This window comes from Prosthecobacter sp. (assembly GCF_046154365.1).
In the GTDB taxonomy this organism is placed as follows: Bacteria; Verrucomicrobiota; Verrucomicrobiia; order Verrucomicrobiales; family Verrucomicrobiaceae; genus Prosthecobacter.
On sequence record NZ_JBJXFV010000169.1, the window covers coordinates 20,639 to 36,530 of the forward strand.

General features: G+C 59.7%; 19 protein-coding genes. 5 read left to right on the top strand and 14 right to left on the bottom strand.

Annotated elements, in window-relative coordinates:
- Positions 1-16: 16 nt before the first annotated feature.
- From rplC to ACKVY0_RS21905, 6 genes are all read right to left on the bottom strand, one after another.
- Entirely contained in the window at positions 17-709 is a 693-nt protein-coding gene (gene rplC, locus ACKVY0_RS21880) for a 50S ribosomal protein L3 (RefSeq protein WP_409216980.1), read from the bottom strand.
- A gap of 36 nt (positions 710-745) precedes the next feature.
- Positions 746-1,054 (bottom strand): 30S ribosomal protein S10, encoded by a 309-nt coding sequence (gene rpsJ, locus ACKVY0_RS21885; protein ID WP_409216981.1) that lies wholly within the window; start codon positions 1,052-1,054, stop codon positions 746-748.
- 44 nt (positions 1,055-1,098) lie between these two features.
- The gene (gene fusA / locus ACKVY0_RS21890; RefSeq protein WP_409216982.1) at positions 1,099-3,249 is read right to left on the bottom strand and encodes an elongation factor G; all 2,151 of its coding nucleotides are present in this window, start codon (positions 3,247-3,249) and stop codon (positions 1,099-1,101) included.
- A 48-nt stretch (positions 3,250-3,297) separates the two neighbouring features.
- Positions 3,298-3,771 carry a 30S ribosomal protein S7 gene (gene rpsG / locus ACKVY0_RS21895; protein WP_409216983.1) on the bottom strand — a complete coding sequence of 158 codons (474 nt, stop codon included), beginning with the start codon at positions 3,769-3,771 and terminating at the stop codon, positions 3,298-3,300.
- Positions 3,772-3,805: 34 nt separating this feature from the next.
- Positions 3,806-4,210, bottom strand: a complete 405-nt coding sequence (gene rpsL / locus ACKVY0_RS21900; RefSeq protein WP_409216984.1) for a 30S ribosomal protein S12 — start codon at positions 4,208-4,210, stop codon at positions 3,806-3,808.
- Between the two features lie 327 nt (positions 4,211-4,537).
- Positions 4,538-5,842 carry a di-heme oxidoredictase family protein gene (locus ACKVY0_RS21905; protein ID WP_409216985.1) on the bottom strand — a complete coding sequence of 435 codons (1,305 nt, stop codon included), beginning with the start codon at positions 5,840-5,842 and terminating at the stop codon, positions 4,538-4,540.
- Positions 5,843-5,971: 129 nt separating this feature from the next.
- On the opposite strand from ACKVY0_RS21905, the gene ACKVY0_RS21910 reads away from it, so the two are divergent.
- A complete protein-coding gene (locus ACKVY0_RS21910) occupies positions 5,972-6,331 on the top strand; it encodes a DUF3147 family protein (protein WP_409216986.1) in 360 nt (119 codons plus the stop codon).
- Here ACKVY0_RS21910 and ACKVY0_RS21915 read toward each other — a convergent pair.
- Complete coding sequence (locus tag ACKVY0_RS21915; protein ID WP_409216987.1) at positions 6,328-7,428, bottom strand: Gfo/Idh/MocA family protein; 1,101 nt, start codon at positions 7,426-7,428, stop codon at positions 6,328-6,330. The two genes, ACKVY0_RS21910 and ACKVY0_RS21915, sit on opposite strands and share 4 nt — an antisense overlap.
- 169 nt (positions 7,429-7,597) lie before the next feature.
- On the opposite strand from ACKVY0_RS21915, the gene ACKVY0_RS21920 reads away from it, so the two are divergent.
- Complete coding sequence (locus ACKVY0_RS21920; RefSeq protein ID WP_409216988.1) at positions 7,598-7,939, top strand: hypothetical protein; 342 nt, start codon at positions 7,598-7,600, stop codon at positions 7,937-7,939.
- A 93-nt stretch (positions 7,940-8,032) separates the two neighbouring features.
- Here the strand turns inward: ACKVY0_RS21920 and ACKVY0_RS21925 are convergent, their stop codons facing one another.
- Positions 8,033-8,905: an alpha/beta hydrolase gene (locus ACKVY0_RS21925; protein WP_409216989.1), complete on the bottom strand. Its 873-nt coding sequence runs from the start codon at positions 8,903-8,905 to the stop codon at positions 8,033-8,035.
- A 78-nt stretch (positions 8,906-8,983) separates the two neighbouring features.
- Positions 8,984-9,313, bottom strand: coding sequence for a hypothetical protein (locus ACKVY0_RS21930; protein WP_409216990.1), 330 nt, complete (start codon positions 9,311-9,313; stop codon positions 8,984-8,986).
- Positions 9,314-9,321: 8 nt separating this feature from the next.
- Between ACKVY0_RS21930 and ACKVY0_RS21935 the strand changes: the two genes are divergently transcribed.
- From ACKVY0_RS21935 to ACKVY0_RS21945, 3 genes are read left to right on the top strand one after another with little or no spacing between them, the layout of a single operon-like run.
- Entirely contained in the window at positions 9,322-9,561 is a 240-nt protein-coding gene (locus ACKVY0_RS21935) for an antitoxin VapB family protein (RefSeq protein ID WP_409216991.1), read from the top strand.
- Positions 9,552-9,809, top strand: coding sequence for a hypothetical protein (locus ACKVY0_RS21940; protein WP_409216998.1), 258 nt, complete (start codon positions 9,552-9,554; stop codon positions 9,807-9,809). The genes ACKVY0_RS21935 and ACKVY0_RS21940 overlap by 10 nt, the downstream gene beginning before the upstream one ends.
- Complete coding sequence (locus ACKVY0_RS21945) at positions 9,767-9,943, top strand: type II toxin-antitoxin system VapC family toxin (protein ID WP_409216997.1); 177 nt, start codon at positions 9,767-9,769, stop codon at positions 9,941-9,943. Before ACKVY0_RS21940 ends, ACKVY0_RS21945 begins: the two co-directional genes overlap by 43 nt.
- A 35-nt stretch (positions 9,944-9,978) precedes the next feature.
- Here the strand turns inward: ACKVY0_RS21945 and secA are convergent, their stop codons facing one another.
- From secA to ACKVY0_RS21970, 5 genes are all read right to left on the bottom strand, one after another.
- Positions 9,979-13,197 (bottom strand): preprotein translocase subunit SecA, encoded by a 3,219-nt coding sequence (secA, locus tag ACKVY0_RS21950; protein ID WP_409216992.1) that lies wholly within the window; start codon positions 13,195-13,197, stop codon positions 9,979-9,981.
- Between the two features lie 99 nt (positions 13,198-13,296).
- Positions 13,297-13,539, bottom strand: coding sequence for a hypothetical protein (locus ACKVY0_RS21955; RefSeq protein WP_409216993.1), 243 nt, complete (start codon positions 13,537-13,539; stop codon positions 13,297-13,299).
- Between the two features lie 83 nt (positions 13,540-13,622).
- Positions 13,623-14,162: a hypothetical protein gene (locus ACKVY0_RS21960; protein ID WP_409216994.1), complete on the bottom strand. Its 540-nt coding sequence runs from the start codon at positions 14,160-14,162 to the stop codon at positions 13,623-13,625.
- A gap of 115 nt (positions 14,163-14,277) precedes the next feature.
- Positions 14,278-15,195, bottom strand: a complete 918-nt coding sequence (locus ACKVY0_RS21965; protein WP_409216995.1) for an Abi family protein — start codon at positions 15,193-15,195, stop codon at positions 14,278-14,280.
- A 310-nt stretch (positions 15,196-15,505) separates the two neighbouring features.
- The gene (locus ACKVY0_RS21970) at positions 15,506-15,649 is read right to left on the bottom strand and encodes a hypothetical protein (protein WP_409216996.1); all 144 of its coding nucleotides are present in this window, start codon (positions 15,647-15,649) and stop codon (positions 15,506-15,508) included.
- Between the last annotated feature and the right edge of the window lie 243 nt (positions 15,650-15,892).

Below are 15,892 nucleotides of genomic sequence, written 5' to 3' on the forward strand. Positions count from 1 at the left end.
TTCAGTTCCTCAGAAATTATTTCTTAGCTGCCTTGGTGGAGACACGTTGGACGACGATCTTTTTCGGGCCGGCCTTCTTGCCAGGGCGAACCACAACAATGCTGCCGGTGTTACCGGGAAGTGCGCCGCCGATGAGCAGGACGCCTTCTTCAGGACGGCTCTGCACCACGACGAGATTCTGCACGGTGCGGCGAGAGACGCCATCATGGCCGGGCATCTTCTGATTCTTCCAGACGAGACCGGGGGTAAGACGGCAACCGATGGAACCAGGACGACGATGCATCATGTGACCGTGCGTGGCAGGCTGGCCGGCGAAACCGTGGCGCTTCACAACGCCTTGGAAACCCTTGCCCTTGGTGGTGCCGATCACATCGACGACCTGGCCGTTTTTGAACAGGCTGGCGTCGAGTTTGAAATCTTCCGCTGGCAGCTTGTCATCACCAGTGAGGCGAAATTCTTTGACGATGCGTTTGGCGGTGGTGCAACCATGCTTCTTGAAGTGACCGAGCAGCGGCTTGCTGACACGGGATTCCTTAAGCTGGTCGCCATAACCGATCTGCACGGCGCTGTACTTGTCTTTGCCGTCGCTGCGCTTCACCTGAAGAATGGTGTTGCCGCTGACATCGACCACGGTGACTGCCACGGCGTCGCCTTTGGCGTCATAGACCTTGGTCATTCCTAATTTTTTGCCGATCAATCCGAGACTCATGAGTGTGTCCTCCTGGGGGTAAAGTGGGTGGCCGTGTTAGATCTTGATCGTGATGTCCACGCCGGAAGGGAGGTTGAGCTTTTTCAGCTCGTCCACGGTGCGTGAGGTGGGATCAACGATGTCCAGCAAGCGCTTGTGCGTGCGGATTTCGAACTGGTCCATCGACTTCTTATCGACGTGCGGGGAACGGTTCACGGTGAATTTTTCGATGCGGGTCGGCAGCGGGATGGGGCCTGCGACGCGAGCGCCGGTGCGCTTGGCGGTTTCGACGATGTCGGCGGTGCTCTTATCGAGCACGCGATTGTCATAGGCGCGGAGGCGGATTCTGATGCGTTGATTACTCATGACGGTGTGGGTCCGTGGGGATGGGGTTCGAGCCGCTGCGGCGATTAAGATTTGCTGCCTCCGCGTTGTTCGACGATTTGCTCGACGATCTGCGACGGCACCTGCTCAAAGCGTGCAGGCTGCATCGAGTAGCTGGCGCGGCCAGAGGAAAGGGTGCGGATGGCAGTGGAGTAGCCAAACATTTCGGAAAGCGGCACATCGGCGCGGAGGATCGCGGTGGCACCACGGGTGTCCATGCCCAGGATCTTGCCGCGACGGCGGTTGATGTCGCCGAGGATGTCGCCCTGATAATCTTCAGGAGTGGAGGCTTCCACGGCCATGATCGGCTCAAGGAGAATGCACTTGGCTTTCTTGAGAGCGTCTTTCACGGCGAAGATGCCTGCCATCTTGAAGGCGTTTTCGTTGGAGTCCACGTCATGGCTGGAGCCGTCCACGAGGTCGATATGGATGTCGATCACTGGATAACCAGCGATGACGCCGTTGAGAGCCGCTTCGATACAGCCGTTCTTGGCCGGATTGATAAATTCTTTCGGGATGGTGCCGCCGACCACCTTGTTTTCGACGACGACGCCGGAACCCGGCTCACCAGGACGCACCTTAATGACAACGTGGCCGTATTGGCCGCGACCACCCGACTGCTTGACCAGCTTGCCTTCACCATCCGCAGGGATCGTGAGCGTCTCGCGGTAGGCGATCTGCGGTTTGCCGGTGGTGGTTTCCACTTTGTGCTCGCGCTTGAGGCGGTCGCAGAGAATTTCGAGATGCAACTCACCCATGCCGGCGATGATGACCTGGCCGGTTTCTTCGTCGGTCTTGACGAAGAAGGTTGGATCTTCTTCAGAGAGGCGCTGGAGGGCGTTGCCCATCTTTTCCTGGTCGCCTTTGGTCTTTGGCTCGACGGCCATCGAAATCACGGGTTCCGGGAAGGTTGGTGGCTCAAGCAGGATGTCGAGATCCTCATCACAGAAGGTGTCGCCGGTGCGCACGTCCTTCACACCCACGAGCGCGGCGATGTCACCCGAGTAACAGCAGTCGATGTCCTTGTGAACGCTGGCCTGAATCTGAATAAGACGGCCCACGCGCTCAGACTTACGGGTGCGTGGATTGTAGATCGTGTCTCCCTTGGAAACCTTGCCGGAATAGACGCGGAAGAACACGAGACGGCCAAACTTGTCGGACCACAGCTTGAAACCGAGGGCGCAGAACTTGCCGTTGTCGTCTGGCAGCGCTTCGACCTTCACATCAGGATCGTCCACCAACTGGCCGGTCTGCGGCGCGATGTCGAGGGGGCCGGGAAGATAATCAATCACGGCGTCGATGAGATACTGCACGCCCTTGTTCTTGAAGGCGGAACCACCGGCCATCGGGATGATTTTGTTGCTGATCACCGTGCGGCGCAGCGCTTCTTTCACATCCTTGATCGTGATCGGCTTCTCTTCGAGGAACATCATGCCGAGTTCTTCGTCATGGTTGCAAATTTCAGCCACGAGGCCGTCGTAGTTTTCCTTGGCCTTGGCGATTTCGTCACCCTGCAAGTCGCGCACCGTGTAGGAAGAGCCAAATTTTTCGTCATCGTTGTAGATGATCGCCTTGTTGTTCACCACATCGATCTGGCCGATGAGATTGTCTTCAGCACCAATCGGAATGAGGATCGGCCAGGCATTCGCGCCGAGTTTTTTGCGCACGTCATTCACAACGTTGTCAAAGTTGGCACCGGTGCGGTCCATCTTGTTGACGAAGGCGATGCGCGGCACGCCATACTTCTCCGCCTGACGATAAACCGTTTCCGACTGCGGCTGCACACCGGCCACAGCGCAAAGCACGAAGATCGCGCCATCGAGCACACGGAGGGAACGTTCCACTTCAGCGGTGAAGTCCACGTGACCAGGGGTGTCGATGATATTGACGCGGATGTCTTCCATCTCACGCAGCTTGAAGATGCCTTCTTCCTTGAGCTGCTTCCAGCGTGCGGTCACAGCAGCGGAGGTGATCGTGATACCGCGCTCTTTTTCCTGCTCCATCCAGTCTGTGGTCGCAGCACCGTCATGCACTTCGCCGATCTTGTGGATCATGCCGGTGTAGAACAGAATACGCTCGGTCAGAGTCGTCTTGCCCGCGTCAATGTGGGCGCAGATCCCGATGTTACGGGTGCGCTCAAGTGGGTATTCGCGGTTGGGGGAATTCGGGTTGGCCATGGAACGAAAAAAACGAAAAGTGGACGAGAAAGAGTGGTGTGAAACCGCTTAGAAGCGGAAGTGAGCGAACGCGCGGTTAGCCTGCGCCTGCTTGTGAACGTCGTCGCGCTTGCGAACGGCATTCCCCTGCCCTTGTGCGGCATCCTTCAGTTCATTGGCGAGAGCGCGGTGCATCGCCTGGCCTTTGCGGCCACGGGCGAAACCAACGATCCAGCGCATGGCGAGGGATTCCTGACGGCGGGGAGAAACTTCGAGCGGCACCTGGTAGGTGGCACCACCAACACGACGGGCTTTGACTTCTACGCGTGGCTTGGTGTTCTCAATGGCCCGGTTGAAAAGCTCAAGTGGATCGACGCTGTCGGTCTTGTCGTTGAGCTGCTCAATGGCGGTATAGACAATGCGCTCGGCGAGCGATTTCTTGCCGTCCAGCATGATGTTGCTGATGAGCGCTGCGACGAGTTCGCTGTCGTAGCGGCTGTCCTTGCGGACATCTTTGTTATAAACGCGTTTTCTGCGGGCCATGACGTGAGGAGATGGAGGGTGAAATCAGCGGGAGTTATTTCTTCTTCGCGGCAGCGGCGGCAGCACCGGCCTTCGGACGCTTGGCGCCATACTTGGAACGACCACGACGACGAGCGTCAACACCAAGGCAGTCAAGGGTGCCGCGCACGATGTGGTAACGCACACCGGGCAAATCCTTCACACGTCCGCCACGCACGAGAACAATCGAGTGCTCCTGGAGGTTGTGACCTTCACCGCCGATGTAGGCGATGACTTCGAAACCGTTGGTCAAGCGCACCTTGGCCACCTTACGAAGAGCGGAGTTGGGCTTCTTCGGCGTGCGGGTCATCACCTGGAGGCAGACGCCACGACGCTGCGGGCACTTGGCGAGCGCGGGAGACTTCGACTTTACCGCTTTATCTTTGCGGCCGTGTCTGACGAGTTGATTGATGGTGGGCATGGTGTGAAAGAGCTGTGATCCTTGGCTTTCGGAGCCGGTTTCGGAAGACAGCGCGCCATGCTCACATTGAGCACACGCAGACTTTTCCGGTTCTGGTTCCGATAATGAAGAACATCCGTGGAGGTTCTTGATTTGCCAGCTTCGTGGGGGCGAAGGCTGGGCCTTGGGAGCGCGCATTCTGGCGAGTCCCCCTGTACCCGCAAGCACTATTTCATTGTTTTGTTAACAAATTTTACCGCCTGCCTCCATTGGGCAAATCTCACACCCTATAACGCAGTGAAGCAGACATCGCTGCCTGCTTCACACACACACTGCCCCCCTTGTTCGTCAGATCGACGCGAGATAGTCCAGCAGTTGCTGCACCTGCTGTTTGGAGAGCTTCAGATAGCGGTCTTTTGCTGCTTTCGCCTCGCCATCGTGCGCCTTGATCGCCTCATCCACCGTCGCCGCACGGCCATCGTGCAGATACGGGGCGCTGGCACGCAGGCCCCAGAGCGGAGCGGTTTTCATGTCGCGCACATCGGCGGTGCCCTGAGCGATGCCGTCTCCCAGCGTCCCCATGTCATGCAACAACAGGTCGGAGAACAGCCACACCTCTTTGTTGCGCAAGGATGCGGAACGGTTCGGCCCGGTGAACATCACCGGCACATGGCAAGTCGTGCAGCCGGTGCTTTGAAACACACCCCTTCCGGCGGCGGCGCTGGGTGTCAGTTGCAGCCGTGGCGGCGCACCGAGCCACTGCATGAACTCGGCCAGACGGTCGATATCGCCCCTGCCCTGCGCATCCAGCGTGTCCTCGGGATCTGCCACCGTGTCGTATTGGCTGAGAAGCTGTGCATTGCCATTCGGCGCGTTTTCCACCGGGAACAGACGGTTGGTGATGCCCATCTCGTTCACATACGCCTCTCCGGAAAAGGTCAGCAGCGTGGCGATCTGCGCCTTCCAGCCAAAACGGCCGATCAACTCGCGCCCAGTGGCCACATCCTGGACTTTGGACACCTTTCCCAGCACTCCGTCCACCGGTTGCCGCCGCACATTGCGCAGAATTTGGGCATCGGGAATCGCCTCGATCAGCCCCAGGCCGAACAAGGGCGTGGTGTTGCGCTGTGCCACGACGTTTGCCTCCGGTGGCACAACCTCATGCACTGCGGCATTGATCTCGCGCTCCTGCAACAGCGAACCGCCAAGCAAAGTCAGCGGATTGAACACACCGTTCGTTGTTTGGCCGAAACGCGTCACATTAAACACACTCGCACCACCGACGGCGGGTGAGGAGTGGCAGATCACGCACGAGGAGCCGTTAAAGATCGGCCCCAGGCCAGAGACTTCCGTCTCCACGCCCTCGAAATCCTCTTTGCCGTCGTTGAACTCCTGCAATTCGCGCCGTGTGAGACCTGGCAGCGGATCCCCAAACTGCGGGCGTTGGGCATTGGGAGCTGGCATGGGTGGTGTCTGCGGATGCTGCGGCCGTTGCGACGGCTGCCTTTTAGGCGCCTGCGCGACCGGAGCAGAAGGCGGAGCGGTGCGTGGGGGCGGCGGCGGTTGTTTCTTCGGTGCCTGCGCTTGGACCTGCGTCCCGAAGGAGCAGGCCAGGGCGAGTGTGATAAAAGATGTGAGGTGGAGCGCTTTCATGACAGGTTGGAGTTGGCTGCGATCACGCCTGTGCGTGATCTCGTTGTCCGGGAAAATCCCGCCGCCTGAAAATCGTTACCAAAATTGTTTCACGCCTGCTGCCATGTTCAGCGTTCATCCCCCTGCCCCATGACCTTCAAACTCCTCCTCAAATACCTGCTCAGCGCCGGCCTCATCACGCTGGTCAGTGAAATCGTGAAGCGCAGTGACAAGGCGGGTGCCCTCCTCGCCGCGCTGCCCTTTGTCAGCATCATCACCCTGTTCTGGGTGTACTACGAGAGCGCACCCGAGGTGCGCGAGCAGAAGACCGCCGACCACATGTTCTACATCTTCTGGTACGTGCTGCCCACGCTGCCCATGTTCCTGCTCTTCCCCGCCTTTCAACGCTGGTGGGGCTTCCACGGCGCTCTCGGTGGCAGCGCCGTGCTCACGGTCGTGTTGTTTGCGCTGCTGCGCGTCATCACCGCCCGCTTCGGACTGATGCTCTAATTCAGCACCACCGGCACCGCTCCCTGCCGTGCCGAAAGCAGGCACGCATCCAGGACGCGCTGGGTTAGCAGCGTGATCTGCGGCCAGTGCGGGTCAATCTGGCCTGACAGCACCAGTTTGGAGAAGGTTTGGAACAACCCGGCTTCCTGTGACCCCGGCGCATTGCTGCTCGGTTCGTCGAGGGATTCAGTTTTGCGGCCCGCATGCATGTCGAAGCGGCAACCGTCGATGACGAAATCAGAACGCGTGAGGCTGAACTGCGTCTGCCCCCCCGAAAATGGCAGCACGAAGTCGGACAGTTGCAGCAGGCCCTTGTCACCACTGACAACGGCCCACTGCGCATTCACCGTGGTGAAGGAGCAGAAGAATGAGGCGGAGGCACCGTTCGCATAGGCCAGCGTGCCGGAGAACTCCAGCGGCACCGGTGGCGCATCGGGCGTCTGCTTGGCTTCCGCATGGATGCGGCCCGTCACCTGCACCGGCTGGGCATAATTCATCGCCCACAACGTGAAGCGCAGGCAGTACCACCCGAGATCACCCAGACAACCGAGGGGTTCGAGAGCACCGTGGACGCGAATGTTCGTGCGCTGAAATTCCGCATCGCCCATGAAACTGAACTGCGTAGCAACGTGGCGCACGCTGCCGACTTCGGTGTTCAACACTTCGCGCATCCGCTGCAAGCGCCGCCCATGCATGAACATCACGCCGTCCATGAATTGCACGCGATGCTGCTCACACGCGGCGATGATTTCCTCCACCTCGGCGGCGTTGCAGCCCACCGGCTTTTCCACCAGCACATGCTTCCCCGCCTGCGCTGCACGGATCACCCACTGCTTTCGCAATCCCGTCGGCAGCGGAATGTAAACGGCGTCGATGTCCGCCCGCGCCAGCAGCGCCTCGTAACTGCCCATCGCCTCCGGCACCACCGCATGCGGCGCGCTGGCCTGACATTCGTCGATGAACATCTGCGCGCGCGCCACATCACGACTCGCGACTGCGACCAGCACGGCGTTGCCAGCATCACGAATGGCCTGCCAGTTTTTGCGGGCGATAAAAGCGGCGCCAAGGATGCCCCAGCGGCAGGTGGAAGTGGTCATGAGTGGATGAAGCACAAAGCAGCGGCGGGCGTCAAGGCGAAGCCTCCTCCGCAGTTGATGATTTCTCCAACTGCCACCTTGCGGGGGTGTCGCGAACGTTGACACTGCGGCAGCGTTCCGTGCATCTGCGGACTGCACCCGTCTCCCCAACCCAGCCACCCACACTGCCATGCAAATCAACTTCAAGAAGGCGCATCAGTTGATCTCCACCCTCGAAGCCAAGCTCCACGCCACCACGACCCACGCCAGCCAGGCGCGTGAGGTGCTGGTTGAATGGGGGCAGAAAGGCGAGGCCCGCCTGCGGAAGAAGACGGCCCAAGCATTGAAGCTGGTCCGCAAGAAGGCCGACGGCTTCACCAAGGCCCTCACCCACCTGGAACAGAATCTCGCCAAATCCCTCGACCAGCTCTCGGCCTCGCTTGAGAAGCCAACCGCAGACAAAGCGAAGAAGCCTGCGGCGAAAAAGGCGAACAAGGTGGCCGCCAAAGCCGCCAAGCCAGCCGCGAAGTAAGCCGCGCTCTTCCGTGCGATGCAGGCGACACCGAGGAGATGCCCTCAGCGTTCAATGTTCAATGTTCAATGTTCAATGTTCAGCGTTCGCTGTTCAGCGTTCAGCATCCTTCCGCCACAGCCACTTCATCGCTTCAGGGAAAATGCTCGCGCCGTGCTTGCTGTTATGCGCGCCGTCACCAAACGTGAAAGTGAAATCATACTTCTGGTATCCCAGCGCCTTCGCCATCTGCTGGTTCGCCAGCGGCCAGTTGCCGAAGGGATTGTCGAGATCGCTGCTGCCGTCTTGAAGATAGACCCGCAGCGGTTTGCGCTCCGTCAGCCGGATGATCGAGGGATACACATGCCCGCCCGCGAGATCGACGTAGCTGCCGATGGTGGAGAAGACCTTGCGAAACTTGTCCGGGCGCTCCCATGCCACCGTGAACGCGCAGATCGCGCCGCTGCTCGCACCCGCGATGGCCCAACCTTCCGGGTTGGCGGTGAGTTTATAATCCTTCTGCACCTGCGGGATGATCTCTTCGAGCAGGAATCGGGCATACGTGTCACCCAGCGTGTTGTACTCCTTGCCCCGGTTGTTGTTCTTCCACGCACTCGGCGGCTTCGTGTCGCCGCTATACCCTGGATTGATGAAGATCGCGATCGTCGGCTGCATGTCGCCACTGGCGATGAGATTGTCGAACACCACCGGCACCCGCCACGCGCCCTTCACGCCGACGTAATCATGCCCGTCCTGAAACACCATCAGGTTCGCCGGTTGCTCCGGCTGGTACTGCGCCGGCACATAAATCCACCAGTCACGCTTCGTGCCCGCATAGATCTTCGACTCATGCACCGGCATCGGGATCACCTTCCCCTTCGGCATCGCCGGGTTTTCCTGCGAGAGCGGGCCGAGCTTGTAGTCATCCACCGCGAGGGCAGCAAAGGGCAGCGAGCAGAGGACGACGAGAGCGAGACAAGACTTCATGGTCGCGCATGATGAGGATGAGACGTGAGAGCGTCAAGAGCGTTGACGGTCATGCAGCAATCACCATCTTCATCACAGTCAGCGATCAGAAAAGGTGGTCTTTGTCACCTTCCAACCGCGCTCCTTGGAGAATTTCAGAGTCACGTCCGCACCCATTCCGCTCAGAGGCTTACGCGTGGTGGACAGATAGACGATCAAAGTGTCTTCATCCACGATGGATATCCCCGTGATGATCTCGGGCAGATTCTTCCCACTGGCTTTGATCACCTTGCGAAGATCGGAGAGACGCCAGTCACGGCGGTCAGCGGTGGTCGTCGGCCTAGCTGGATCAGCGGCTTGAACAACGCAGGTGATTGCCAGCATGAGCGCCGCAAATTTCGGCTTGTTCGTGGCGAGTGGATGAGTCACTTTCCGTCATGCGCGGCAAGACGATCACCCTTGAACTTGATGCTTATACGAAGCTGAGAAAGGCCAAGCACAGCGGCGAGACGTTTTCGTCCGTGGTGCGGAGGGCGGTTTTTGCCGGAGAGACACCCACTGGCGCTGAATTGATGAGCTATTTCCGCAAAGGTGGCAGCCGAGTTTCTGCGTCCTATCTGGATGAGGTGGAGGCTGCGGCGCGCAAAGATTCGCCTCCTGACGATCCATGGGACTGATTCTGGACACAAATTTCATCATCACGGCTGAACGCGAAGCACGAACGGGCAAGCGCGGCAAGGCGGATGTGTTTCTCGAAGCCCATCAGGATGAAAGCTTCTATATCACGTTTACGATTGCCGGTGAGCTGGCCTGTGGCGATTCCGCCGCCGCGCGGAAAACTGGCGGAGCCTGTGCAAGCCCTACAGCGTGCTGCCATGGAGCATGGAGGTCTCCTGGCGGTATGGGGAGATTTACCGGCAACTGAAACCCCAAGGCACGCTGATTGGAGGAAATGACATGTGGATTGCGGCTACGGCGCTGGTCCATAATCTCACCGTGGTGACGAACAACGTGGACGAGTTCAGCCGGGTGAAGGGGCTGCGGGTGAGGACGTATTGATGTACCCAGCCCAGTTGCGGCGCAACTGGGCTACTTTACGCAATACGCCCGCAGCACTGCTTGAACTTCTTGCCGCTGCCGCAGGGGCACGGGTCGTTGCGACCGACGTTGGTGGCTTTGGGCTTGTTCGAGGCAGCGCTGGGCAGGATGAGGCGGGGGCCGTCGCGGCCGGGATTGGGCGGAGCTTCTTCCCCTGCTTCCTCCTCTTCATGGCGGCGCTGCGGTGCTGCGGACTCACCGCTCTGCTGAGTGGCCATCTGGGCGAGGAACTGCTCGAAGGCGGCGAGCTGCTGGGTGCTGCGGAAGAGGTTGCCGAGGACTTCGCCGTTGATGTTGTTCATCAGCTCCGCAAAAATCGTGAAGGCTTCCTGCTTGAACTCGATGAGCGGGTCTTTCTGGCCGTAGGTGCGCAGGCCGACGCCTTCCTTCAAGGCATCCAGCGCATACAGGTGCTCCTGCCACAGGCGGTCGATGGCGTTGAGCAGGATCATCTTTTCGATCTCCTGCAAGGCGTGTGGATTGGCGTTGCCGACCTTCACCCCATAAGCATTGAGGATCTTGTCCTTCAAGAAGGCGGACTGGGCATCGAAATCGAGCGCCTTGAAGGCGTCATCGAACTCACGCAGGCCGATGGGGAAGGTGGTGTTCACCCACTGGAGCAGGCCGTCGAAGTCGGCCACGTCGTCGCCCTTGATGTCTTTCGGCACGAAGACGCTGAGACGTTCGGTGAGTCCCTTTTCAACGGCTTCGTTGATGAGGATGCGCGTGTCGTTGCTGTTGAGCACGTCGTTGCGCCATTCATAGACGACTTCGCGCTGCTGGTTCATCACGTCATCGTATTCGAGGACGCGCTTGCGCCAGACGTAGTTGCGCTGCTCGACACGCTTCTGTGCGGTTTCGACGCTGCGGTTGAGCCAGGGGTGCTGCAATTCCTCGCCTTCCTTCATGCCGAAGCGTTCCATCATCTTCGTCATGCGCTCGGCGGCGCCGAAGTTGCGCATGAGATCATCCTCAAAGCTGAGGAAGAATTTGCTCTCGCCCGGATCGCCCTGACGCGCACTACGACCGCGCAACTGGCGGTCCACACGACGCGATTCATGGCGTTCCGTCGCCAGCACGAACAAACCGCCGAGATCGGCGACGCCTTCGCCCAGTTTGATGTCAGTGCCACGACCGGCCATGTTGGTGGAGATCGTCACCGCAGCGCGATGACCGGCGCGGGCGACGATTTCGGCCTCCTGGCGGTGGTACTTCGCATTGAGCACGTTGTGCGTGATCTTTTGCAGCTTGAGCATGCGCGAGACCATTTCCGAAGCCTCCACGCTGGCGGTGCCGACGAGGATTGGCTGGCCCTTGGCGTTCAATTCGCGGATCAGCTCGATCACGGCGGCGAATTTTTCGCGGCGCGTCTTGTAGATGCTGTCGTTGTGATCCTTGCGCTTCACCGGACGATTCGTCGGGATGGTGAGCACGTCGAGGTTGTAGATGTCGTGGAACTCAGCGGCGTCCGTTTCCGCCGTGCCAGTCATGCCGCCGAGCTTCAGGTAGAGACGGAAGTAGTTCTGAATGGTGATAGTGGCGAGCGTCTGCGTCTCGGCATCGATCTGCACGCCTTCCTTGGCCTCCACGGCTTGATGCAAACCATCGCTCCAGCGGCGACCGGCCATTTTACGGCCTGTCTGCGCATCGACGATGATGACCTTGTTCTCCTCAACGACGTACTCGACATCCTTCTCATAGAGGCAGAAGGCGCGCAGCAACTGACTGATCTGATGGATGCGCTGCCCTTGATGCGAGAGGCGGTCCTGCATCTCGGTCTTCTTGCGGTTTCGCGCTTCTTCGGAAAGCGAGGTGTCGCCGTCGATCTCAGAGTAAACGGTGGCGATGTCCGGCAGCACGAAGGCATCCGGCTCGTCGGGGCTGAGGAAATTGCGACCCATCTCGGTGAGGTCGGCGTCGTGGCTCTTTTCCTCGATGAAGTAATACAGCTCCTCCTTGAGCTTGAAGAACTCGACTTTCTGCGTGTCAGCATAGAGCGACAGCTCGGCCTTCTCCATCGCACGGCGGAGGTCTGGATCCTCCATGCAACGGGCAAGTGCGCGGTTCTTCGGCTGGCCCATGTGGACCTGGAACAGTTTCAAGCCGGCCTGCTCCAGCACACCGGCGGCGGCGGCTTCCTTGGCCTCCGTGATCAAACGATTGCACAGCGTGTTCTGACGACGCACGAGCTGGTCAACGAGCGGTTTGTAACGCTCATACTGATGATTGCTCTCCGCTGCCATGACGGGGCCGCTGATGATGAGCGGCGTTCGCGCTTCATCAATGAGCACGGAATCGACTTCATCGACGATGGCGAAGTAATGACCGCGCTGCACCTGCTGCTCCTTGCTGGAGGCCATGCCGTTGTCACGCAGGTAGTCGAAGCCGAACTCACTGTTCGTACCGTAGGTGATGTCCGTCTGATACTGCTCACGACGAATGTGGCTAGGCTGGTCGTTTTGAATGCAACCGACGGTGAGGCCGAGAAACTTGTACAAGCTACCCATCCACTCGCTGTCGCGTCGTGCGAGGTAATCATTCACCGTGATGACATGCACGCCGCGGCCGGTGAGCGCATTCAAATACACCGGCAGTGTGCCGACGAGCGTCTTCCCTTCCCCGGTCGCCATTTCAGCGATCATGCCGCGATGCAGGGCCACACCGCCGACGAGCTGCACATCGAAATGGATCATGTTCCAGCCCAGCGGCTGGTCGCAGACGACGATCTCGCGACCGCACATGCGACGGGCGGCGTTTTTCACCACGGCATAGGCTTCCGGCAGGATGTCATTGAGCATCTTCTGCTCGATGGCGGCGAAATCGGGCTGGATCGCGTTCCAGGCCTCGCGAGCGCGGTCGATGCGCTGCTTCTTGTCATCGACGCCCGCTTTGCGCCAGGCTCCTTGTGCAAGGTAGTCGTCTTCGAGCGAAGAGAAATGTGTCTTCAGCGCGGCAAAATACTGCTCCACCTGCTCCAGGCAGGCGTCCACGGCGGCTTCATCCGCGATGCGCAGTGACACACCGCCGAGGAACGGCGGCGTATGAAACGCGCGAAACTGCGCCTGCCACTTCTGCGTGCGTTCGCGCAGTGCTTCTTCCGGCTCCTGCTGCAACTGCTCCTCGTGCCGGTTGATCTCGGCCACGGCGGGCATGAGCTTGCGCACCGTACGCTGGTTCTTGGTGCCGATGATTTTTTTGATGATCCAATTGAACATGAGAGAATGGAATACGCCGACCGGCGCAAATTGGCCGGGCTTGGGGGAGGCCGAATGTGGCGGAAGTCAGCGTTGGCGCAACAACTCAAACAACCCGTGTCAGCGCAGCACCGCTTCCTTCACCCGGCGTGGAATCATGGCATTGCGGACGACCTCCGGCTGCACGCTGCGCAGGAAATCGAGCAGGATGACCGGTGAATCGACGATCATGCGCTCGATTTGATCACGCCGGTGCGTCCAGTGGGAGTTGCGGTGCAGGTAGTCGAGATCCGACAGGATTTCCTCGACATCATGCTCGCTGAAGCCGGCGAGTTGAAACGCATAAGGATCGGAAAGAGGCATGAGAGGAGTTCGGCTGCGAGCGATTGTAGCCAGCCCGGCGGTGATGCAAGCAAACCGTTGCTATCGAACCGCCCTGGGAGCAGTTACCGCAGCTTTGCCAGCCGCACACCCATCGCATCCAGCAGCAGCCGGCCCATTTTTCGCTCCTGCTCGCCCACCGGCTGCGGTGGCAGCAGTCCGGCGAAACGTCCCTCCAGGGTGGTCGCTGGCATGTCCTGTGGATCGCCTAGATTCCAGAACCTGCCGTTGTCGGAGCGCACAATGGGCAGCATGCGCGTGACGTTGCCCGCCAGCCCCTGGCCGATGAGCACCACCACCTCCTCGCGATCGGGCGATTGCGATGGCGGGGTGGTAATGTCGAGCTTTTCGCCCGGCTTGGCCTGCGCCACCCATGACTCCACCATCAACACCACCGCCGAGGCCGCATGCGCGGCGCAGATCAGCCGCACCGTGTAGGCGAAGTCATCTTTGCCCTGGGCGTCCTTCATGCCCTGCGGCAGAAACAGCACCGTGCCCTGCGCCGTCGCCGCCATCATGCTCGGCGCCAGCGAGCCGCTTTTTTTCATCCAATGCTCCGCGTAGCGGGTGGCTTCCTGCATCAGAGAATCGAGAGTGGCTGGCATGGCGGCGGACAGATGAAAGTGCGCCGAAGAAAACGAGAATGCGCGCGCCCACAAGCGCTTCGATGCCTCAGTTTGATGAAACTACCGCATGTGTGAGCCAAGATGATTGCCAGCTTCATGGGTTCGCAGCGAGAAGCGCTTGCCACATCGGGCGGGTTTTCCAGTCGGGCGGGAAGCCCATCTCGTGAATGAGGGCTGGATCGAGCGTCTTGAGCAGATGAATCAAACGGGCGGGCCAATGAGTGGCGGGCTCAATGCACTGAACCAGATGAGTGAGCAGGATCAGGGAATTGTGCAGGCGGCGAAAATTGCCCGTGCCGGTCGGAGTGAAGAAGTTGTGATGCAGATGCGCGGGCTTTTTCTTCGGGAGCTGGAAGGTGATGACGAACTTGCGGTTCCAGAGACGGCTGTGATGCGCGGCAGTGTTCCGCAGCACGCAGAGGTGGTGGAGCAGGGAGCCGAACACCTGCTCGTCCAGACCATATCCATCTGCCACGGCCTGCCGGATGGAGGAATGCCGCAACTGGCTGATGAGGTTCGAGACATTCCCAAACGAAGCGATCTCCGCGATGACCCAGGCGGGCGGCCAGGCCATGCCGAGCGTGGCTTTGTGATGCTTGATGAACTCCTCCTTGCTGCGGGTCATCTCGCTATCCAACTTGGTCAGGGTGCGGGCGTGGATGAGCGGATCGGAGAAGTGTGAGTTCTCCAGGTAGGCGAGCGGTCCGAGTCTGTGACCTAGCTCATAAGCCCAGCGGGAACGGGCGGAAATTTCCACCCGCTTGCAGGCTTCCAAGACGAGCTGGCGCAGGCTGCGGTCGAACTGATACAGCGCCCAGATTTGATCGAAGGTGATGCCGGGCCTGAACTGGTCCGGGTTTCCCGGCTGGGTGAAGGAGAAGCGGTAGGCGGAGAGCCGGTAGTAGTTGTGATGCTCCAGAATGTGGAGGGCCGAGGCTTCGTCTGGCACGATCAGCCCGCGGGATTTCAGCAAATCAAGCTGCTGCTGGTAAGTGATGGCAGGCTTGCTCATGATGACTGCCTCCTTTCAAACGCCATGCTCGGAAAAAAAGGAACCCCCCTTGGTGCGCATCGTAGAGAGGCGTGGGGGGTATTGTTGCGACTAGAATGACGGACAGATGGCATCTTGGCAAGGTTGAATTTCACCAGTCACTCAACGGCGGTGAGGGCGTGGTGGAGTTCCTGTTTCAGCGCGGCGCGGGTGGCTGGCATGGCGGCGGACAGATGAAAGTGCGCCGAAGAAAACGAGAATGCGCGCGCCCACAAGCGCTTCGATGCCTCAGTTTAATGAACCGTGTCCGATGAGTGGTTCCAAAGGCATCTCATCCCTCTTCCAGAATCCACAGCGCCTCGCGGTAGGTGGCCAGTTCGTGCGGGTCGCTCTTGGCCGTCAGGGCGTCTTTCACCATCGCGCGCATCTGCGCCTTCCAGGCGGTGAGGCCTTCCCACACCTCCACGCGCTGCATGCTGCCCGCCGGCGCCTAGTCCAGGGCCGCCTGCCAGGAGGTCATCCCATCCCGCAGGAGTTGCAGCAGCTTCTCCCGTGCGCCGGCCAGACCCGCCGTCCGTTGCAGGAGTTCCTCCTCAGCCGTAACCGTGCAGTTGAACCACAGAGACACCGAGCACACAGAGGATCGAAGAAGCAGGAGGCGACTTCACCACTGGGTGGACTGTCCAAAAAATCAAATCTCTGTGTTCTCTGTGCCTCT